The 20,273-nt window shown below is 70.7% G+C and carries 17 protein-coding genes; 11 read left to right on the top strand and 6 right to left on the bottom strand.

All coding sequences use genetic code 11. From position 1 onward, the window contains the following. The first annotated feature begins 125 nt into the window (after positions 1–125). Positions 126–1,115, top strand: coding sequence for a malate dehydrogenase (locus MXD60_RS13110; RefSeq protein ID WP_248819320.1), 990 nt, complete (start codon positions 126–128; stop codon positions 1,113–1,115). A 198-nt stretch (positions 1,116–1,313) separates the two neighbouring features. Next, positions 1,314–2,294, top strand: coding sequence for an effector-associated domain EAD1-containing protein (locus MXD60_RS13105; protein ID WP_248819319.1), 981 nt, complete (start codon positions 1,314–1,316; stop codon positions 2,292–2,294). A 40-nt stretch (positions 2,295–2,334) separates the two neighbouring features. Here the strand turns inward: MXD60_RS13105 and MXD60_RS13100 are convergent, their stop codons facing one another. Together MXD60_RS13100 and MXD60_RS13095 are read right to left on the bottom strand one after the other, a co-directional pair. Beyond that, on the bottom strand, positions 2,335–4,356 hold the full coding sequence (locus tag MXD60_RS13100; RefSeq protein WP_248819318.1) for a hypothetical protein: 2,022 nt from the start codon (positions 4,354–4,356) through the stop codon (positions 2,335–2,337). A gap of 336 nt (positions 4,357–4,692) precedes the next feature. Next, positions 4,693–5,472, bottom strand: a complete 780-nt coding sequence (locus tag MXD60_RS13095; protein ID WP_248819317.1) for an aminotransferase class IV — start codon at positions 5,470–5,472, stop codon at positions 4,693–4,695. A 179-nt stretch (positions 5,473–5,651) separates the two neighbouring features. Between MXD60_RS13095 and MXD60_RS13090 the strand changes: the two genes are divergently transcribed. Together MXD60_RS13090 and MXD60_RS13085 are read left to right on the top strand one after the other, a co-directional pair. Then, on the top strand, positions 5,652–6,122 hold the full coding sequence (locus MXD60_RS13090; RefSeq protein ID WP_248819316.1) for an SCP2 sterol-binding domain-containing protein: 471 nt from the start codon (positions 5,652–5,654) through the stop codon (positions 6,120–6,122). A 130-nt stretch (positions 6,123–6,252) separates the two neighbouring features. Further along, positions 6,253–6,468, top strand: coding sequence for a hypothetical protein (locus tag MXD60_RS13085; protein ID WP_248819315.1), 216 nt, complete (start codon positions 6,253–6,255; stop codon positions 6,466–6,468). A gap of 16 nt (positions 6,469–6,484) precedes the next feature. Here the strand turns inward: MXD60_RS13085 and MXD60_RS13080 are convergent, their stop codons facing one another. After that, positions 6,485–7,387 carry a TerB family tellurite resistance protein gene (locus MXD60_RS13080; protein ID WP_248819314.1) on the bottom strand — a complete coding sequence of 301 codons (903 nt, stop codon included), beginning with the start codon at positions 7,385–7,387 and terminating at the stop codon, positions 6,485–6,487. A 423-nt stretch (positions 7,388–7,810) separates the two neighbouring features. On the opposite strand from MXD60_RS13080, the gene MXD60_RS13075 reads away from it, so the two are divergent. From MXD60_RS13075 to MXD60_RS13050, 6 genes are all read left to right on the top strand, one after another. After that, entirely contained in the window at positions 7,811–8,353 is a 543-nt protein-coding gene (locus MXD60_RS13075) for a protease (protein ID WP_248819313.1), read from the top strand. An 86-nt stretch (positions 8,354–8,439) separates the two neighbouring features. Next, a complete protein-coding gene (locus MXD60_RS13070; RefSeq protein WP_248819312.1) occupies positions 8,440–8,853 on the top strand; it encodes an ester cyclase in 414 nt (137 codons plus the stop codon). A gap of 283 nt (positions 8,854–9,136) precedes the next feature. After that, positions 9,137–10,021: a KPN_02809 family neutral zinc metallopeptidase gene (ypfJ, locus tag MXD60_RS13065; RefSeq protein ID WP_248819311.1), complete on the top strand. Its 885-nt coding sequence runs from the start codon at positions 9,137–9,139 to the stop codon at positions 10,019–10,021. Positions 10,022–10,142: 121 nt separating this feature from the next. Then, positions 10,143–12,941, top strand: coding sequence for a helix-turn-helix transcriptional regulator (locus tag MXD60_RS13060; protein ID WP_248819310.1), 2,799 nt, complete (start codon positions 10,143–10,145; stop codon positions 12,939–12,941). Between the two features lie 1,232 nt (positions 12,942–14,173). Further along, positions 14,174–14,614: a hypothetical protein gene (locus MXD60_RS13055; protein ID WP_248819309.1), complete on the top strand. Its 441-nt coding sequence runs from the start codon at positions 14,174–14,176 to the stop codon at positions 14,612–14,614. Between the two features lie 308 nt (positions 14,615–14,922). After that, a complete protein-coding gene (locus MXD60_RS13050; RefSeq protein WP_248819308.1) occupies positions 14,923–15,912 on the top strand; it encodes a hypothetical protein in 990 nt (329 codons plus the stop codon). A gap of 151 nt (positions 15,913–16,063) precedes the next feature. Here the strand turns inward: MXD60_RS13050 and MXD60_RS13045 are convergent, their stop codons facing one another. From MXD60_RS13045 to MXD60_RS13035, 3 genes are all read right to left on the bottom strand, one after another. After that, positions 16,064–17,860, bottom strand: a complete 1,797-nt coding sequence (locus MXD60_RS13045) for a M3 family oligoendopeptidase (RefSeq protein ID WP_248819307.1) — start codon at positions 17,858–17,860, stop codon at positions 16,064–16,066. 69 nt (positions 17,861–17,929) lie between these two features. Then, a complete protein-coding gene (locus MXD60_RS13040) occupies positions 17,930–18,595 on the bottom strand; it encodes an O-methyltransferase (RefSeq protein WP_248819306.1) in 666 nt (221 codons plus the stop codon). Positions 18,596–18,730: 135 nt separating this feature from the next. Further along, on the bottom strand, positions 18,731–19,102 hold the full coding sequence (locus MXD60_RS13035; RefSeq protein ID WP_283098278.1) for a siderophore-interacting protein: 372 nt from the start codon (positions 19,100–19,102) through the stop codon (positions 18,731–18,733). Between the two features lie 140 nt (positions 19,103–19,242). Between MXD60_RS13035 and MXD60_RS13030 the strand changes: the two genes are divergently transcribed. After that, positions 19,243–20,220 (top strand): LysR family transcriptional regulator, encoded by a 978-nt coding sequence (locus tag MXD60_RS13030; RefSeq protein WP_248819305.1) that lies wholly within the window; start codon positions 19,243–19,245, stop codon positions 20,218–20,220. Positions 20,221–20,273: the final 53 nt, after the last annotated feature.

The raw sequence follows: 20,273 nt of genomic DNA, 5'->3' as shown, positions 1-20,273 counted from the left end.
CGGACTAGCATCGCGGACGCGACCGAAAACAGTGCAGCTCGGTGGGCTGGTCCACGATCGCCCGGCGGTCGTCCCGGCTCGGCTTGCCGCCCGATCCCACGGATGACCCGTACCAGGAGATGCCAGTGAGTTCTACGCCTGTCAACGTCACCGTCACCGGTGCTGCCGGTCAGATTGGCTACGCGCTGCTGTTCCGTATCGCGTCGGGCCAGTTGCTGGGCGCGGACACGCCGGTCAAGCTGCGGCTGCTGGAGATCCCGCAGGCAGTCCGGGCGGCCGAGGGCACCGCGCTCGAACTTGAGGACAGCGCCTTCCCGCTGCTCGCTGGGGTGGACGTGTTCGACGACGCCAAGCGCGCCTTCGAGGGCACGAACGTCGCTCTGCTCGTCGGCGCCCGGCCCCGGTCGAAGGGTATGGAGCGCGGCGACCTGCTCTCGGCCAACGGCGGAATCTTCAAGCCGCAGGGCGAGGCGATCAACAGCGGCGCCGCCGAGGACATCAAGGTCCTCGTCGTCGGCAACCCCGCGAACACGAACGCCCTCATCGCCCAGACGCACGCGCCCGACGTGCCGGCGGAGCGGTTCACCGCGATGACCCGCCTCGACCACAACCGGGCGATCGCGCAGCTTGCGAAGAAGCTCGGCGTCCCCAACACCGAGATCAAGAAGATCACGATCTGGGGTAACCACTCGGCCAGCCAGTACCCCGACATCTTCCACGCCCAGGTGGGTGGCCGCAGCGGTGCCGAGGCCGTCGGCGACCAGAAGTGGCTCGCCGAGGAGTTCATCCCGCGGGTCGCCAAGCGCGGCGCCGAGATCATCGAGGTGCGGGGTGCGTCCTCGGCGGCCTCGGCGGCCTCCGCGGCCATCGACCACGTCTACACCTGGGTGAACGGCACCCCCGAGGGGGACTGGACCTCCGCGGCGCTGCCGTCCGACGGTTCCTACGGCGTGCCCGAGGGTCTCATCTCCTCGTTCCCGGTCACCGCCGCCGGCGGCCGGTTCGAGATCGTCCAGGGCCTTGAGCTCGACGCGTTCTCCCACGAGAAGATCGATGCCTCGGTGCGTGAGCTTGCCGAGGAGCGGGAAGCCGTCCGCGCGCTCGGCCTGATCTGAGCTGACTCGACAGCCGCGGCGGCGCAATGTCGCCGCGGCGGTCCCGCTCGCGCGGGCGAGCACTCCTCGACCGGCTCTCGGGAAGTCCCGGGCCGGCCCTCCCACCCCGGGTTTAGAATGATCCCCGGTCACCGTCCCGGCTGTGTCACGGCCAAGGCCGGGTTCGGTCGGAGACCGCACACCGGTTCGGGGGAACTCGTGACGCAGAGGCTGAGCGAGCGGGAGATCGAGGCGCTGTCGCGCACCTTCTGCACGCGGACCAGCGCCATCCAGTTGTTGGAGCAGGCCGGGCTGTCCCGGGGCCGGGCGCCGGTGTTCACCGGCTCGCCCGACGAGTTCTGGTCCGAGGTTTCCGCCGAACTCAACGAGGGTCTGCTCCTCGAGGGCCGGGTTCGGATCCTTGCCGCCGCGGCGAAGCGATATCCCGCCAATGCGGTGTTCACCGCGGCCGGTCCGGCGCAGCGAACGGAGCTGGATTCGCGCGTCGCCGCCCGCTCTGTCCGGGTGGGCGGATGGGCACCGGCTGGCCAGCCGCGCCATGCGAGCCTGTTCTGCCTCGACGCCCGTGGCTACAGCAAGAACGGCATGCTTGCTCAGATCGACTGGCGCAACGGTCTGCGGGGCATCGTGGATCATGCGATGCAGAGCGTCGGACTGGTCGATGACCTGGTTCTGCTGCGCCAGGACCACGGCGACGGCTGTCTGGTCGCCGTCGACGGGACGGTGGAGAAGGCCCGGCTCGCCAGCGATTTCGTCCGCGAGCTGCGGATCGCCCAGCGGGAGTTCAACGCGGCTCGCCAGAACGCGCGGCTGCGGCTGCGAATGTCGCTGCACCAGGGCGACGTGATCCCTGACGGGGACGGCGCGGCGGGGGACGCCGTGGTGGTCGCCGCCCGCCTCATCGATGCGGAGCCGGTGCGCGAACTCCTGGAGCGCTACCCGAATGCGGATCTCGTGCTGGCACTGTCCCCGGAGTTCTACCGGGCCACTGTCGCCGAACATCTCCGCGATCTGGAACCCAGCCACTTCCGCGAGCTCACGCTGACGGTCGGCACCAAGTTCTCCGGCAGTGCCTGGGTGTCCCTGCCTGGGCATTCGGCGTACCCGCCCGTGGACGGTGAGCGCGAGTCCGCTCCCGGCTCCGGTGAGGCGCCGCCGTTTCCCGGCCGCGAATCCTGACGGTCCGGTGCTGCGCCCGGCCTGAGGGCCCATCGACCGGTCAGCGTGCGCCGAGGTGCTGTGCGCTACCGAGGTGCTGTGCGCTACCGAGGTGCTGTGCGCTACCGAGGTGCTGTGCGCTACCGGACGCGTGCGCCAGCAGGTGCCGCAGCCCTCGGCCGTAGCTGGTGCTGCCATCGAAGCGGCTCCATTCCGTGAGGGCGGCCATCAGGGTGCTCACCTCGGTCGCCGACGCCTCGCCGGTGCGCGCCCGCTCGATCAGGCTGTGTAGGCGCGCGGTCCAGGCGAGCGCGTCGTTGCCGGCGGCCAGCGCGCGCCGCGCCGCCTCGTCGACCCGGGCGCGCCGCAGCATCGGGCGGTCGGTCGCCGTGGGAGCCTCGGCGAGGCGGATGAGCCCGGCAGCCCGCCCGGCGTCGGACCTGATGCGGCTGTAGGCGGCCAGCGATCGTCGCCACAGCTCTTCGGCTCGGTCTCGATAGGCTGGCCGGAGGGCGGGAATCAGCATGCCGTCCCAGCGGCGCCCCAGTGTCAGCGCCCCGCCGTCCGGGAAACCGGCCCAGTCACCCCGCACCAGCGCGGCGTGTGCCAGCGTGGCGTCGTCGGCGTCTCCCGCTGATTCCACCGTGTCCAGAGCTCGCCCGGCCCCGGCCTCCTGGCCCGCGCGGAACAGCAGGTCCGCCCGGAGGATCTGGGCATAGGCGCTGGCCTGTCGGACGGGAAGTTCCGCGAGCCTGGCGACGAACGCGTCCGCCACCGCGAGCGCGTCGCCGGTCGCCTCCGGGCTGTGTAGCAGGCGGTCCTCGGCTCGCGGGATGCTCGGGTCCGCCGTCCCGTCCACGATCGCCACCGCGGAGCCGACATCAGGCTGACTGGCGACGACCACGACGTTGCCTGACCCGGAGACGAACGCCGCGCCGGTCGTCGACGCGCTGGCCGCAGCGGCGCCTGCCCCGGCAGCAACGGCCGGCACCAGCACCGACGGCATGCGGCCGCCTGTAGCCGTCTCCTCCGCAGGTTCCGCTGGCTCGACAGTCTCGGCTGGTCTGCCCGGCGTCGCGGGCTCGACGGGTGTGGTGGATGGTTCCGGCACGGCGGGCCGCACCGACGCCGTCGGCGCGGCCGGTGCCGGTGGCTGCACCGGGGCGTGCTGGTCGATCGGCAGGAGACCGCCGCGCGGACGAGCACGCAGGCCCGCACGCAGTGAACCATGCCCGCCGCCGGCATGCCGGACGAGGCCGGCGGCACCGGTCCAGCCGAACAGGATCGGCATGGTCGCCGCCCACGGCCGGCTCGGGTCGGCGACGAGGGCCGCAGCCGGGGTTTCGGCGACCGCGCGGGGTGACGCGACCCGCGCGTGCCGGGCCGCCGTGCGCGGCGGACGGTCGGCGCGGTGGGCCACGCCGTGATCGGGCCGGCGGTCCTTGGCTTCGGCGGCGGGTCCGACAGCGGTCCAGACGGCCATCGCGGCGGGTGACGTGCGGGCGGCGGCGTCCGGGCCGGCGGCCGGGACCGGCAGCGCGGGACGAGGGGGCCCGGCCGCGCGGCCTGCGGGCAGCTCACGCGGGGCCAGCCGAGCCATCCGACCGTGGGGCGGCGGATCGTCGAGCAACCGCGCCCGGGCCATCCGCACGCAGGGGATGACCTCGGCTGCCAGGACGCAGATGACCGCCGTGGTGGGTTCGAGGAGATCCGCTCGTTGTCGATGCACCGCGCGCGCCGTCCAGGCGGTCAGTGGGGTCTCTCCCGCTCCGGTGGAGCCGCCGGGCCAGGGGCGGGCGAGGCCCGCATCGTCCGGGGCCCAGTTCAGGTCGAGCGCGAGTGCCGCCAGGAACAGCGCTTCGTGCGCGGCGGCCTGGTCGGCGTCGGCACGGTCGTGTTCGCTGTGGCGCAACTCGCGCAGCGCGCCCTTGGGCCGCCCGGCGGCGAGGGCGACGGCCGCCCGGACGAGATGCCGCTCGCCGGCCGGCGGGATCGGGTACCGCACAGGCACCCAGGCAGGCTCGACACGGTGTTGTTCGTGCATGAGGAGCGCGATGAGGAGCCGGGCTGAGGAAAGCGGCATCGGACGTGTTCCTTCGCGAGCGGCGCGGAAAGCGGGTGGTCCTACACCTCGGACCTGGCGAGAATTCCCTGCGGGCTTACGACGGTACCCAGTATTCCGTCATGAGGAAATGGGTTCGACCCGATCCACGCTCACTTTTCGTGGCATCCTGCGTATCTCTAGGAAATGGCTGTTGTCGACGCAATAGTCGTCGAGGGAAAATATCTATACACAATTAAGCTCTGCTAGAAAAGTGGACCGTGCGCCGCCCGGTGGTCGAGGCGGTGCCGACACCGGCCAGGCCAGCGCGGCCGGCCCGGCGGCCGGGGGAGCGCGTCGTGCTCGGGCGGGCGGCCGTCAGATGACGTCGAACGGGACGGCTTCGTAGTGGCGGTGAAGATCCGCCGCGAACGACGCCGAACCGGCGAACTGGTGCCCGTCGATGGCGGCGACGGGTGCGATGCCGCGCGAGTTCGTCACCACGGCCGCGTCGAACCTGGCCAGATCGGCAAGTCGTACCGGCGCCCGCGTGTGGCTCGTCGATCGTTCCAGCAGAGCCATCGTCACGCCGTGCAACGCCGGCGCGGCCGGCCAGACCGTCGTGTTCCCGGCCCGGAAACCGACGTTGGTCGTGGCACCCTCGGCGATGGTTCCGTCGGGGCCGGTCAGCAGCGCCTCGTCGAAGCCGCAGCGGCGAGCGAGGCGCCGATACTGCGCCTGCCCGAAGGTCCCCAGGTGCTTGATATGCGCAAACGGCCTGGTGTAGAGCACCGACATGAGTCGCTGGGCGGTGCTCGGCGGCTCGCTGGGCGGGCCGACCGCGACGATGAGCCGCGCCGGTTGCGGCCCGGCGTCGAGGTCCTGCGCGGCGACGACCCGGACGGTGGCGTCCTGGCGCGCGGCGGCCAGCGCCTGCCGGATCCGGGCCCGGACCAGATCGCCGGGTAACGCCGCGTCGTACAGCTCGCGATGGGCGTCCTCGAGGCGGCGCAGATGCAGGTCGAGGCCGCGGACGCGGCCGGCACGGACCTGCATGACGGTGAAGTGGCCGTGGGGGAGCAGGGCCGCCGGCAGCGGGGCCCCGAGGGCGGCGGGCTGCCCGTCGACCTCGACGTACCACGATGTGGGATCGGCCACCGGCTCACGATAGCGATCGCGCGCCACGCGGTCGATCGAGGGCCTACCGGGCGACGAACGCCACATCCCATTCGCTAGCGTGCTGTCCTGGGTTCACCACCGTCGGCGGGCTGACCGCGAGGGCGACGGACGAACCGCCCGTATATCTGAGCAGCCTGTCGAACGAATGGAGTGGACACATGTCCGACCTTGCCGTCGACCCCACGGCCGACCCCGCGAAGCTTGTCAGCATCTTGGCCGACATGTCGGAGCGTGAGATTTCTGACCTGCTTACCGGGCCAGCCGGAGAAGGCGTCCTCGACGAGATCTTCCGGCAGATGCGCGACACGTTCCGGCCTGAGCAGGCTGGCGGTGAGAATGCCCTGGTCCGTTTCGCCCTCGGTGGCGGCCCGGGTGGTTCCACGCGCACCTACGATCTGCGGATCATCGAGGGAGCGTGCACCCTCGGGACCAATGCGCCGGCCGACGCCGCCGACGTCCCCGCCGACCGGGCGCTGACGATCAGCACCGACCGGGTCCGCTTTGTCCGGGTGCTCACCGGCCAGGTCAGCGGCGCCAAGCTCTTCCTCACCAGGAAGATCAAGATCGACGGTGACATGAAGTTCGGCGCCAAGGTCATGACCTGGTTCGGGATCAACCAGGAGGACTGATCTGCTCCCGAGCCCGCGCCGCTCGCGCTGGTCGAGCACTCAGTGTGCTGATCGTACTACCGTCCCCTGGGGGTGGCGGTGCTCGGACGCTGCGCGCCGACCTGCGCGGGCGCCCGCATCGGGAGGCTGGATGGCACGGCTGGTACTCGACGACCAGACGTACGACCTGCCCGCCGGGACGGACGCGGCCGCGCTGCGGCGCCGCGCCGCCGACGTGATGAGCGGCCGGACCGGCAACGTCGGCCTCGACCGGGTCACCCTCGCCGGCGGCAAGGTCCTGGAGGTCAACTGGCGCTCGGTCGGCGTCGTCCAGGTGGTGGACGACGCCCCGGACGACGCCGGCTGACGGCCGCCGGCGCGGCTCAGAGGGCGAACTCGGCCGGGTCCAGTCCGAGGGTGAGCGCGACATCGCGGACGACGGCCCGTTCGCTGGCCACGAACTCACCGTCGACCAGGCCGATGACCTGGCCCATCCGCACGACCGCCGCCGCCTGCGCCGCCCTGCCGCGCACCTTCGCGATCTCCGCGAGCGCCTTGTGTCGACCGGCCTCCAGGTCGGCGCTCAGCCGGGTCAGATGCTCCTCGAACAACCGCACCGTGTCGTCCTCACCGAACTGGGACAGCACCGGATCAGTCGCCGCGAACGTCCGCAGGCCGTCGCGCTCCGTCGGGTCGATCCGCCCGTCCGCGACCGTGACGAGTGCGCACATCGCGATCGCCGCGTCGCGGAACTCCAGCGTCCGCAGTTCCTCCCGCCGCGCGAACAGCTGAGCCCGCAGCGAGGCGAGCGACGGCAGCCGCCGGTTGCTGCCGAGCGGTTCGAGCCCCCGCCACAGCGGCCAGCCCTCGGCCAGCCAGCGCCGGACCACCTCGGCCATGGACAACGGCCGCAACCGGGTGGCCAGCAGGACGTCGACGTGCACCGGGACGAGAGCGTGATCCCCCCACCGGGACGGCGTCGGGATGTCCGTCGGCCACACCCCGGCGAACAGCACGCTCAGGACATGGTCCTCGGCCTCCCGGGGCGAGGTACCGCTGACGCTGCCGTCGTGCTCGACCGCCCCGACGAACTGCCGGGACACGACCCGCGGGCCCGCGAGGCGCCCCACCTGCCGCTCCAGCGCGTCATCGGTGGTCTCGCCGCCCTCGACCGGCCCGCCGGGCAGCACGTGCCAGACGTCGTCCGGCGGTCGGGCGAGCAGCACCCGGTTGTCGATGCGCAACAGCAGTCGGACATCGAGTCGAACAGTGCCCCGCGATGACATACCGACATCCTTCCGCAGACGTACGAGACGTACGAGACGTACGGCACCGGGCAGGTCACCCGCTGAGAGCATCTTCCATCAGATCGATGGACGACTCGCCGACGCGGTCCCCTCCTGGCGCCGCGTCGGGCGGCGCGTCGACCCGAATCGCCCATCGGTGTCGACGCCGAAGGGCTGGCGCGACGCCGGAACTGTCCTGGGACGGGTGATATACGCCACGGGACCACATCGAGGGCGACTGGTGGGCATTGGTCCGACGGTTGGCCCGTAGCGTCGGGGATGAACCGTCCGTCCGCCGCCTCGGCCGCGCCGGCGCCCTCGCCCGCCCGCGCGTACGGGCGGTCCCAGTGCTGTCGAGGTGCCCCGCGTGAACCGCCCGCCGTTCCCCCCGCCGTCCGGCCCGTCGCCGCGAGAGGCGAGCCGGTGACCAAGCTTCTGCTCAGCGTGCACGTTCTCGCCGCGATCGTGTCGATCGGCCCGGTCGCGGTCGCGGCCAGCATGTTCCCGCCGGCCGCCCGCGCGGCCCTGGCCGCGCCCGGCGACGGGCAGGCCGCCGGGATCGCCCGGGTGCTGTACCGGATCTGCGGCGTCTACTCGGCACTCGGTCTGGTCGCGGTCGTGTTCGGCTTCTTCACCGCGCAGAGCCTCGGCGTTCTCGGCCAGGGCTGGCTGATCGCGGCGATCGCCCTGACCGGCCTGGCCGCTCTGGTGCTCGCCCTCGCCGTTCTGCCGACGCAGCGCGACCTCATCGACGAGATCACCGCGGCCGGGGCGCCCACCGCGGACCCGGCAGCCGAGGGGAGGCCGGCCGGCACGCTGCCCGCCGGCACGCTGCCCGCCGGCGCCGTGTCGGTCGCGCTGGCCCGCAGCCGGCGGCTGGCGATGAGCGTCGGCGTCTTCAACCTGCTCTGGGTCGCCGTCACCGTCCTGATGATCGTCCGGCCCGGCTCCACCACCGGCGCCTGACGGGCCCGTCATTCGCCTGCGGCGCAGGGTGCCGCGATGGGACGATCTCCGCTCGACGGTTGCCGGCGATGGATGGGGAGGCCCGGATGGGGGAGGCACTGGAGACGGTCCAGCGGGTGCTGGACGCGTTCGACGCGGACGACGAGGCCGCCGTCCTGGCGTTGCTCCACGAGGACCTCGTCGTCGAGGCGCCGGGCGGCGTGCGTCTGGAGGGACGGGAGGCCGGCGCGGGCTACAGCGCCGCGATCCTCGCCGCGTTCGACGACGTGGACGTGGACACGCACCTCCTCGCCGAACAGGGCGAGCTCGTCGTCGAGGAGTACACCCTGACCGCGACCCACACCGGCGTCCTGCGGGACCCCGAGGGCACCGAGCATCCCCCGACCGGGCGGCGCGTCACCCTGCGTGTCGTCGAGGTCTACCGGGTGCAGGACGGCCTGGTCACCGAGAATCGGCTCTACTACGACCAGGCCCGTCTAGCTCGGCAGCTGATGCCCTAAACGCCTGCGCCACAGCCATGATCGGCGTCAGTGGGATCTTGTCGCAGTCCATGCACGTGGTACACAGACTGCCAGTCTCGCCGGGGATTCTGGGTGCAGCACAGGCACTTCGCTGCTCAGGGTCATGATCAGGTCGTGGAACCGGCTCCCCTACGACCAGGCCCTGTCGACCCGCCAGGTCGTCCCGTGGGCGGGCAGATGTTCGGCGGCTGATCGTCCGGGACATACTCCCTTCCGATACCCGGCAGAACGGATGGATCCGGGACTCGGTGAAGGGCGGGACATGCGTTTCGACGACCAGTCGGTGGACGCGTCCGAACTGGACGACCAACGCGGCAGCGGCGGGGGCGGCGGCGGTCTCGGCCGGGGGGTCGCGGTCGGCGGCGGTGGCGCGGGCATCCTCGGCCTGGTCATCTACCTGCTCGTGACCGTGCTGGGCGGCGGGTCCGACTCCGCCGGGCCGGCGCTGTCGCAGCCCGGGAGTGGAGCGTCCAGCGACGTGGCCCAGCGCTGCAACACCGCCGGCGCCATCGACAAGTACGACGACTGCTTCGTCCTCAAGGCGTTCAACGAGGTCAACGAGGTCTGGACGGCCCAGTTCGGCCGCAGCGGCAAGACGTACACCAAGCCCCGACTGGTCTACTTCTCCCAGGCCGTGCGCACGGGTTGCGGTGCCGCGTCCGCGCAGGTCGGCCCGTTCTACTGCCCGCCGGACCGCAAGGTCTACATCGACCTTGGCTTCCTCGACCAGCTCCAGCGCGACTATGGCGCCCAGGGCCGCTACGCGCAGGCGTACATCGTCGCCCACGAGGTCGGCCACCACCTGCAGACACTCACCGGCACCGAGACCCGCCTGCGCCAGGCCCAGCAGGCCGACCCGTCCCGCGAGAACGAGCTGAGCGTCCAGCTCGAACTCCAGGCCGACTGCTACGCCGGCGTCTGGAGCACCCTGGCGAACACCGGTGGCAACGTCACCATCGGCGAGGCCGAACTCGACGAGGCTCTCGGCGCCGCCCAGGCCGTCGGCGACGACCGCATCCAGGCCCGCGCCGGCGAGGTCAACCCCGAGACCTGGACCCACGGCTCCGCCCAGCAGCGCCGCGACTCCTTCCTCACCGGCTACCGCGGCGCCTCGATGTCCGCCTGTGGCACGGTGCCCCACGCCTGAGCCCGTCCGGCGAGAGCCGAGGGATCAGGTGCCCACGGGGTACACCCCTTCCGACGGCTTCCCGGTTGTCGGCCAGATCGGGGGACATGGACGTGAAGGCGTGCGGTGGGAGGGCGCCGGCATGGACATGGAACTGGTGGGCAGGTCCTCGCATCTGCGGTTCCTCGCGGAGCGGGTGACTCAGGCACGGGCCGGGCGCCTGCGCATCGTCGTCGTCCACGGCGAGCCAGGTGTGGGCAAGACGACGTTGTTGCGCGTCTTCCTCGACGGACTGTCGGACGCGCACATCCTCACGGCCAGCGCGGACCGGGTCGAGGAGGACGTTCCGTTCGGCGTCGTCTCCCAGTTCATGGCCTCGGCCGGCGAACCGGCCGTGCCGACCGGCGGCACGGCAGCCGGCGGTTGCGGCGAGTCCCCCACCGCGGTGGGGGCGTCCGTCCTGCGGTTGGTCCGGCGGCTGCTGGCTGGCGAGCGTGACGCGGTGGTCCTGCTCGTCGACGACGCCCAGTGGATCGACGCGGCGTCGCAGCAGGCACTGTCCTTCGCGCTCCGCCGGCTGCGCAGCGCCCCGGTGCTGTGCATCCTGGCGATGTCGGGGGCGCCGTCCGAACTGTCCGACGGGCTCCGCCATCTGGTCACCGAGCTCGCCAGCACGCTGCGCGTCGCCGGGCTCGACCCGAACGAACTGCGCGACCTTGCCGGTCAGATGTCGGCCGCGCCCATCTCGTCCTGGGCGGCGGTGCGGTTGCACGAGCTCACCGGCGGAAACGTCCTGCAGGCTCGGGCGCTGCTCGAGGAACTGCCACCGCAGGCTCTCGATCGTGACACCGATCCGCTGCCGGTACCGGCAGCGTTCGGCCAGGAGGTCATGGCGCGGCTGGCCGCCTGCGCCGACGAGGTACGACGACTCGTCGACGCGGCCGCGGTGCTCGGCCTGACCTGCCGACTGGCGGACGCCGCCGGCATTGCCGAGGTGGACGATCCGGCGCTCGCGTTGGAGGGCGCGGTCGCGGTCACGCTGCTCACCGAGAAGACCACCGCCGTCGACCGGCTGGTTGCCTTCACCCATCCGCTCCTGCGCTCGGCGGTCTACCACCACATCGGGCCGGCGCAACGGTCCGAGCTGCACCTGCGGGCCGCCCAGCAGATCGAGAACGTCAGGGGTCGGCTGTGGCACCGGGTGCTCGCGGCGGTCGTCCCGGACGAGGGCCTGGCGATGGAGGTCGAGTCCGCCGCCCGGCGCTTCGCCAGAAGCGGACGTTGGCGCCCGGCCGCGGACCACCTCCTCGCGGCTGCCCGGCTCAGTCCCTACCGAGTCGCCCGTGAGCAACGATTCACCGACGCGCTCGACTTTTTGCTCTGGGGCGGAGACCTCGTGCAGGCGAGCAGCCTGCTGACGGACCTGTCCGACGTGCTGGACGAGACCCGGGGTGGCTACCTCCGGGGCCGCCTGGCCATGCTGCAGGGGTCTCTGCCAGAGGCAACCGCGCACCTCGGGCAGGCCTGGCGCGGAGTGGATCCCGAGGTCCGCCCGATGCTGGCCCGGGCGATCGGCGAGCAGCTGGCCCTGTGTCACTACCTGTCGGCCGACGTGGCGGCCGCGGCTCGGTGGGGACGTCGCGCACTGTCGCTGGGCTCGCCGCCACCCGGTGATCCCACCCATCTTCGGGACATCCTGATCACCTCCCTGTCCGACGTCGGCGAGCGGAACGAGGCAGTCCGGCTTGCCGCCGAGGTCCCCGTACCCGATGGCGACCCGGCGGCGGCGATCGGTGCTGGTGCTACTGGTGCTGGTGTCGAACCTGGCGGGTTCCCGCCAGACGGGCTGGTCGGTCGGGGAATCGTCCGACTCGCCAACGACGACGTGCGGGCCGCCCGAGAGGCGTTTCTCCAGGCGATGGCGGTCAGCGACGGTCAGGAATGGACCGTTCCGTCCGGCCTGTTCGCCCTCGCCCAGCTCGCCGACGCCGAGTATCTGCTCGGGTGCTGGGACGACGCCATCGCGCATGCCGATGCCGCAGTGTCGCTGGCCGCGGCCGGTCAGAACTGGCTGCTGCCGGCTTGTCACGCTGCCGCGGCCATCCCGCTGGCGGCCAGGGGCCAACCGGCGGCCCAGGCGCACATCGAAGACGCCATGCGGCTCCCCAGTTCCGCCGTTCCGCATGCCGAGACTGCGATCATGCGGGCGCTCGTCTGGAGCGCGCACGCCAGCGGGGACGCCGAGGCATCCGTGGCTGCCCTGGAGCGGTATCGCCCCGCCGACCGGACAGAGCCGGCAGAGCCGAGGTGGATGCGCTGGCGCCCGCTCTACGCGGAGGCGCTCGCGCAGGTGGGGCGCCCGGGGGAGGCAGCGGCGATCCTCCGCCCGTTCGAGCGGGCCGTTCGGCGCTGCGCTCGACGCTCGGACCATGTGACCCTGCTACGCGCCCGAGCAGCGGTCGAGGTCGCGTCCGGCCGCGTCAAGCAGGCCCGTATGACATATCGCGCGGGCCTGCGGCTGGCGGCCGAGCTTCCGTTGCCGTTCGAGCGCGCCCTGATCGAGTACGCCGGTGGGGTCTTCCTGACGCGGGGCGGACCGACCCCCGCCGCTGCCGATCTGCTGGAGACTGCCCGAAACCGGTTCGCGGTGCTCGCCGCCGAGCCCTATGTCACCCGCTGTGACACGCAGCTGGCGAGCTGCGGCCGGCTCTCCCCGCGGCGTCACGACAGCGGGTTGGACGCGCTCACTCCGCAGGAGATCCGGGTCGCGAGGCTCGTCGCCGCCGGGCAGTCCAATGCCGGAGTCGCCCGCGAGCTGGTGCTCAGTGTCAAGACCATCGAATACCACCTGGGCAACGTCTACGCGAAGCTCGGACTGCGGTCGCGCCGTGAACTGGCGACTGTGATGCCCGCAGATCTCACGGCCGCGTCAGCAAGCTGACTGGCCGCCCACCGGCAGCGCGCGTGCGCTGCCAGCAGGTCTGAGCCGTCTGATCGGGCAGGTCCCGTGATGACGCCTGACCACGCGCCCACGGAATGGCGCGCGCAACGGCCTGCCATCGTCGGCGTGATCCCTGTTTTCCACGATCAGCGTCGGCCTCCCCGTGACCGATTTATCAGGAAACCGGACGACCTTTCGCGGCAATCCCCGGGCGACCTAGGGGTCATTCCGCGGACATAGCTGGCGAAAAAGCGCTCAATACCTGGGGATTCTGGGGGGTTAGATCCGACCCCAGGGGAACCCGGGGATGCGCGGCCGGCTATTCCTGGTGGATCGACTCCTGTATCCCTCGCATCTCCTCATCGGTCCGGGGATGACAAGCCGAGGGCCGTCCGGCCCTCTGCCATGTGTTGCCTTGCGGAGTGCGTATGGAGAAGTCCGCAGCAACGCGATAGCGAGAAGAGGCGCGTCATGACTCTGAACAAGCGGGCCTGTGTAGCGCTGGCTGCTATCCCGGCAAGTATTGCCATCGCTGTCGCGCCGCCGGCACTAGCCGCGGACGGCAACAGCGCCGGCGGCACCACGGTCGGCGGCAGCCCCTTTGGTGGAAACACCGCAGGTGGTACGACGGTCGGCGGCGGCGGTGGTCCTGGTGGTGGTAATACCGCTGGTGGTACGACGGTCGGTGGTGGCGGTGGTCCTGGTGGTGGTAATACCGCTGGTGGTACGACGGTCGGGGGGTGGCGGTGGCGGTGGCGGGAACACCGCTGGAGGAACCACGGTCGGCGGTGGCGGTGGTAATACCGCTGGTGGTACGACGGTCGGCGGCGGTGGCGGTGGCGGGAACACCGCTGGAGGAACCACGGTCGGCGGTGGCGGTGGTAATACTGCCGGTGGTACGACGGTCGGCGGCGGTGGCGGTGGCGGGAACACCGCTGGAGGAACCACGGTCGGCGGTGGCGGTGGTAATACTGCCGGTGGTACGACGGTCGGTGGTGGCCGTGGGAATACTGCTGGAGGAACGACTGTTGGCGGTGGGCGTGGTAATACTGCCGGCGGTACGACGGTCGGTGGATTTCGTACAAACACCGCTGGCGGTACCGCGATCAGTCGTTCCACTACTCGACGGACCACCATCCGCCGAATTGGCACTCCCTTCTTCATAGGTAACACTGCTGGTGGTACGACGGTCGGCGGTGGTCGGGGTAACACTGCTGGTGGTACGACGGTCGGTGGTGGTCGGGGTAACACTGCTGGTGGTACGACGGTCGGTGGTGGTGGCGGTAACACTGCTGGTGGTACGACTGTTGGTGGTGGGCCTGGTGGTGGTAATACCGCTGGTGGTACGACTGTTGGTGGTGGGCCTGGTGGCGGTAACACTGCCGGTGGTACGACTGTTGGTGGTGGGCCTGGTGGTGGGAACACTGCTGGTGGTACGACGGTCGGTGGTGGTGGCGGTAACACTGCCGGTGGTACGACTGTTGGTGGTGGGCCTGGTGGCGGTAATACCGCTGGTGGTACGACTGTTGGTGGTGGGCCTGGTGGTGGGAACACTGCTGGTGGTACGACGGTCGGTGGTGGTGGCGGGAACACTGCCGGTGGTACGACGGTCGGAGGCGGTGGCGGCGGGAACTCTGCCGGTGGCACGTCTGTCGGTTAATCCAGCGAGGTAGTATCCAGCAAGTTCGAAAGAGACGGCCCTCTGCCCGGGCGTGGCCACATGGAACGTCATGTGCCATACCGGGACGAGGGCCGTCGTCGTGCGCAGCGTCGGCCATCTCCGGCTTGGTGTTACCGCACAAATCTGACTCCTTTGTCGTTCGGCTGTGGTTGGCCATGGAATTTCCTATCCGTTTTTCCGGAACTCTGTCATCCGTCGCCGGAGATGGACACGCGGCGCGGCGGAACGGCCTTGTGGGCGTCGCCGCTGGCTACGATTCCGCGGAGTTGGTCTGACGAGCTTCCGCGCACAAGGAGTCATATGGATATCAGGAGATGTTCGACCGGACTTTTGCTCACGGGTGGACTTTCCGTCGCAGCGGTCCTTCTGTCGTCGCCGGCGTCGGCTGCGACACCTGGTACGGACACGGGTGCCGTGACGCAGAATGCTGGTCAGAAGAGCCTTGTTTCCGCCACCGTGCCGGTCTGCTACCGGCCCGGTGGAACTGTTCCGGTAAATCTTGGAATTCAGTACCCAGAGGATCCAGTCGCGGCGGCCCCCAGTGGCCCGACGACCTGTTATGAGCTGAGTTACCGGTACGATCCTGCGGCCACGACCTGGCGGCCGTCGTTCGTCTCGCCGTGCACCCTGCAGAGCCCCGGTCGGCCGCTCGCGTCGCGGACTGATGAGTCCGACAGCCTGGACGAGTGGTTCCAAAACGACGACAAGGACGACAACTGGTTCGGCGACAAGGACCGCCGTTTCGACGACGTGATCATCGGTAGTGTCACGATCGGCATTGGCGGTCCGACCATCGGCGGTACCGGGATCGTCGGCGGCACCGCAAACACCGCCGGCGGCACCACAGCCGGATTTGGTGGAAATACTGCCGGCGGTACCACGGTCGGCGGAACCGGTAACACCGTCAACAACAGCGGTACCACCATCAACGGCGCCGGCGGCACTCTCGCCCCGACGACGTCTACCGCAACGCTCCTGCCAGCCTGTGCCGCCACGGATTTCCCAGCCGCCACGGGACTCGCCACGGGATCCGAGGTGCCCGACGAAACGGCTGCGACGGCGACCGGATCGGACGTAGAGGCCGCGACGAGCGCGTATTCGAAGTCCACCCCGTCCTCCTTCGCTCCGGAACAGCCGGGCTACGAACGCGGCTGGCGGGACGGCTGGCTGGCTCGCGGCCAGCGAGACGGCGAGGCTGTCGCCTCGGGCGATGCCGGATTCCCGGATGGGCTTCCCGCGGAAACCGTGGGAGTGACGGGCGGCGAGGGAGACGGATCGTCCGACTTCTGATCTTCCGACGTCGGCCGCACACCGCGGCCGAGGCACGTACGCCCCGTTTCTCCGCCCCTCGAGGCGGGAGAAACGGGGCGTCGCCGTGTCCTGATCCGCCGACCGGCCGTCGATCGACCGGACCAGGCGCCGGGCGGCGATCGCGCCCTGGCTAGTCGATCCGCCCGGCCTCGCGCGCGGCCGCCTCGGCCGCGCGGAGTTGGTTCTCGACGAGGTCGAGGCCGGCAGCCCAGAAACCGGGGTCGGTGAGGTCGATGCCCACGATCCTGCCAAGGTCCTCGGGGAGACGGGAGCCGCCGGCGCCGAGCATCTCCAGGTAGGACGGCACGAACGACGGACCCTCGTCGAGGTAGCGCTGGTACACCGACAGCGCCAGGAGCTGGCCGTAGGCGTAGGCGTAGACGTAGCCGGGGGTGCCGATGAAGTGGGGGACGTAGCTCCACCAGGTGCGGTAGCCGTCGGTCAGCTCGACGGAGTCACCGAGCAGTTCCCGCTGGCTGGCCGCCCACGCCTCGTTGAAGTGCTCGACCGACAGCTCGCCTTCGGTGCGGCGGGCAACGTGCACCGTCTCCTCGAACTGGTTCATCGCGGTCTGACGGAACACGGTCGCGATCGCGCCCTCGATCGACTCCGCCAGCAGCGCGAGCCGTGACTCGGGGTCGGTCGTCTCGGCCAGCAGCCGGTTGAAGACAATCGTCTCGCCGAACACGGACGCCGTCTCGGCGACGGTAAGCGGCGTGTTCTGCTGGAGGATTCCCTGTTTCGCGGCGAGAACGAAGTGAATGCCATGGCCCAGCTCGTGCGCGAGCGTCAGCACATCGCGGCGTCGGGACGTGAAGTTCAGCATCACGTACGGATGCACCGACGGCACGACCGAACTCGCGAACGCCCCGCCGCGCTTTCCGGGCCGCACCGGAGCGTCGATCCGCTGGTCGTCGAAGAAGCGGCGGGCGGCCTGTTCCATCTCGGGTGAGAAGGCGCCGAAGGAGCTCAGCACGAGATCCCGGGACTGCTCCCAGCCGTAGTGCTCGTCGGCGGTCGTGACGGCCGCCATCCGATCGTGGTCGGCAAGCTTCGGCAGGCCGAGGATCTGCGCCTTCAGCCGGTACCAGCGCTGTGGGATGTCGTACCGGCCGCGCACCGCGGCGATGAGCGCCTGCACCGACTCGTCGGAGACCTCGTTGGCCAGATTACGGCTGGACAGCCAGGTCGGATAGCCACGGAGCCGGTCGTTCACGGCCTTGTCGTGGATCAGCGTGTTGAAGATGTACGCCCGGGTGCGCAGGCCCGGCGCGAGCGCCTCGGTGACCGCCTCGGCGGTGCGCTGGCGCACGTTCCGGTCGCTGGCGGCGAGGCGGCTCAGCGCGACGTCGAGCGCCTGGCCGTCGACCTGGATCGCCGAGACCTGCTCGGAGAACAACCGGCTCCACGCCGACCGTCCGGTCACGGACTTCTCGGTCAGCAGTTTCTCCTCGGGCTCGCTGAGAAGATGCGACCGATAGCGGCGTTCCATCCGCAGGTAATGACGCGCCTGGTCCAGACCGTCGGCGGCGAGCAGGCGTTCTGCGGTGTCGTCGTCGAGCGCCGCCCATTCCAGGCCGAAGAACAACAGCTTTGTCTGGATCGCGGTGCTGTGTTCCCGCACCCTCTGTAGCAGCGCACCTCGCGCCGGGTCCGCGGTGTCGGTGGAGAACCGCAGCGACGCGTAGCCGCCGACCTTCCCGACCAGCTCGTAGATCGCCGCCAGCTCCGCCACCGCCGCGACCAGCCCGGGACCGTCGAGATCGACGACCTTCCCGGCGTACTGCTCGGCGAAAGCCGCGGCCTGCGTCCCGGCTTCCGCGAGCTGCGCGTCGATGTGCGACTCGCCCTCGCCGTCGAGGAGCTGGTCAAGATCCCATTCGGCGAGGTCCAGCACGGGATCGGACGTCGCGGTCTCGGTAGCCATGCCCGCAGGCTACCGACGGCCAGCCCACCTGCCAGTCCGCACCCGACCACTCGGCCGGGCGATCTTCCCTCACGCCCGCACGGCGACGTCCAGGCCGTCGTCGAGCGGGACGTGGACGCTGACGTAGCCGTTCGCCGGGTCGTGGACATGGTCGAGGTAGTCGCGGGTCTGGTCGGCGAAGGTGATGACGTCGTCAGCCACGACCAGCGCACCCGGCCGCAGCCGCGGTTCGAGGGCGCGCAGGAGCGGCAGGTAGAGCTGGTTCCAGCCGTCCAGGAGCAGCAGGTCGATCGGTCCGGGCAGGTCCTGCAGCGTCTCGAAGGCATCGCCGAGGCGGACGTCGACGAGGTCGGCGAGACCGGCCTCGGTCAGGTTCTCCGCGGCGGCCTTCGCCTTGTTCGCGGCGAGTTCGGTGGTGATGACCTGCCCACCGCCGTTGTCGCGGACCGCGGCAGCGAGATGGATGGCGGAGATCCCGAACGACGTGCCGAACTCGACCACCAACGAGGGCCGGCGGGCCCGTGTGAGCAGGTAGAGAAGGTCGCCGACCTCCCGGGCGACGGGCATGTAGATCTCGGTGGTGAGGTCGACGAGCTCCTTGGTGGGGATCGTGCTGACGTCCCGGGAGCCGAGCTGGGACCCCAGTTCGGTGAAGGCACCGTTGTCCCGCTCGGCGGCGGAGAACAGGCGGTCGAGGACGGCGCGGGTGGCATCGTCGCGCAGCGTAGTAGACATAAGGTATAAATCACCTTTCGTGGCATGCCCGAGGACGCCCGGTGGGCGGTCGGGCGGTCGGAGGTAGCACGGCCGAGGGAAAAGCGGCCGCGGGATGTGCGGTGAAGGGGGCGGTGGACGCCGGACGCTCGGCGTTCAGTCCATGCCGCGGCGGCCAGGCGTCCAGAACGGCTGGGTGATGACCTGGCGTCGGGGCCAGCCGCGGTCCCGCACCAGGTGGTCGCGGACGGCCTGGACGGTCCGGGCCTCGCCGGCGACATAGGCGATGCCCGGCCCGGCGGGCAGGTCGAGCGCCGCGACCGTTTTCGGTAGCAACGGTGACGAAGCGGCCGACGCGCCGCGGCGATGCGTCCAGGTCATGGCATGGCCAGCGGGGGTCGGCAGCTCGTCCTCGGGCGCGTCGCACTCGAACACGGCGCGGGCCTCGGCGCCGTTCGGCAGGGCGCGCAGCCTGCGCCGGGTCGGCCTGAGACGTTCGGCAGGTACAGCGGCGGGGTCGGGAGTCATGGGGTCCACCTGGGCTAGGCATCGGTGATCGTCGGGCGAGCGGCCCGCGCGCGGTGCTTTCGCCTCAGGTCGCTGATGGAAGCCTAGGAAGCCTGCGATCTGTCTTCAAATGAAAGTCATGCACAGCGAGAATGAGCGCCATGCATGTTGTGGAAGCCGATGCCGGCAAGGACTCGAGGCCAGTGTCGGGCATCGACCTGAACCTGCTCGTCGCCCTCGATGCGCTGCTCACCGAACGCAGCGTGAGTGCCGCCGCCCGTCGCCTGCACCTCACCGAACCGGCGATGAGCCGCGCCCTGGGCCGCATCCGCCGCGCCACCGGCGACCAGATCCTCGTCCGCAGCGGCCACAAGATGGTCCCGACCCCGCGAGCCCTGGCGATCCAGGCGGAGGTCTACGACCTGGTCCGCCGCGCCCACGGCGTGTTCGCCCCCGTGGGGATGCCCGACCCCGCCAGCCTCGACCGGACGTTCACGATCCTCAGCAGCGACATGCTCATCGCCTCCATCGGCGGTGACCTCCTCGGCCGCCTCGCCATCGAAGCCCCCGCGGTCCGAATCCGGTTCCTGCCCGAGCCGACCCCGTCCGCCGACCCCCTACGCGACGGCACAGCCGACGTGGAGATCGGCCAGATCGACTCCACCGCTCCGGAGATCCGCGCCGAGCACCTCGGCGAGGACGACGCCGTCCTCGTCGTCCGCGCCGGCCACCCCCTCACGGAGGGTCCCGTGACACCGGACCGTCTCGCCGCAGCCCGTCACGTCACCGCCTCCCGCCGCGGCCTGTTCCGCGGGCCTTTGGACCAAGCGCTGGAGTCCCACGGCCTGCGTCGCACGGTCGCCGCCGCCGTCCCCTCCCACACTGTCGCCCTGTCCCTGGTGGCCCGCAGCGACCTCGTCGGCATCGCCCCGCGCCGCCTCGGCCGCGCCGACCTCACCGCCGCCGGCCTGGTCGTCCTCGACTACCCGCTGAACCTGCCGACCCTGCCCATCTCGGTCGCCTGGCACCCCCGCAACGATGCCGACGCCCCCCACCGCTGGCTCCGCACCCAACTCCGCACTGCCATTACCGCAGCCCTTGCCTCCACTACCTCCGGGACTGTCAAGATAACGGTGTAACTGGGTTAGTGGATCTACTTGCGGCCGGTGGTGAGCCGGCCGTCGAAGGCGAT

The sequence above is a fragment of the Frankia sp. AgB32 genome (assembly GCF_023243045.1).
Classification (GTDB): Bacteria; Actinomycetota; Actinomycetes; order Frankiales; family Frankiaceae; genus Frankia.
Note: the sequence above shows the minus strand (reverse complement) of the source record. Positions and strands in the feature narration are given on the sequence as shown.

Coding starts and splice junctions, on each gene's coding strand:
- MXD60_RS13100 (WP_248819318.1), bottom strand. CDS start 4,356: ATGCCGCTTTCCTCAGCCCGGCTCCTCATCGCGCTCCTCATGCACGAA.
- MXD60_RS13090 (WP_248819316.1), top strand. CDS start 5,652: ATGTCCGACCTTGCCGTCGACCCCACGGCCGACCCCGCGAAGCTTGTC.
- MXD60_RS13085 (WP_248819315.1), top strand. CDS start 6,253: ATGGCACGGCTGGTACTCGACGACCAGACGTACGACCTGCCCGCCGGG.
- MXD60_RS13080 (WP_248819314.1), bottom strand. CDS start 7,387: ATGTCATCGCGGGGCACTGTTCGACTCGATGTCCGACTGCTGTTGCGC.
- MXD60_RS13070 (WP_248819312.1), top strand. CDS start 8,440: ATGGGGGAGGCACTGGAGACGGTCCAGCGGGTGCTGGACGCGTTCGAC.
- ypfJ (WP_248819311.1), top strand. CDS start 9,137: ATGCGTTTCGACGACCAGTCGGTGGACGCGTCCGAACTGGACGACCAA.
- MXD60_RS13060 (WP_248819310.1), top strand. CDS start 10,143: ATGGACATGGAACTGGTGGGCAGGTCCTCGCATCTGCGGTTCCTCGCG.
- MXD60_RS13050 (WP_248819308.1), top strand. CDS start 14,923: ATGGATATCAGGAGATGTTCGACCGGACTTTTGCTCACGGGTGGACTT.
- MXD60_RS13045 (WP_248819307.1), bottom strand. CDS start 17,860: ATGGCTACCGAGACCGCGACGTCCGATCCCGTGCTGGACCTCGCCGAA.
- MXD60_RS13040 (WP_248819306.1), bottom strand. CDS start 18,595: ATGTCTACTACGCTGCGCGACGATGCCACCCGCGCCGTCCTCGACCGC.
- MXD60_RS13035 (WP_283098278.1), bottom strand. CDS start 19,102: ATGACTCCCGACCCCGCCGCTGTACCTGCCGAACGTCTCAGGCCGACC.
- MXD60_RS13030 (WP_248819305.1), top strand. CDS start 19,243: ATGCATGTTGTGGAAGCCGATGCCGGCAAGGACTCGAGGCCAGTGTCG.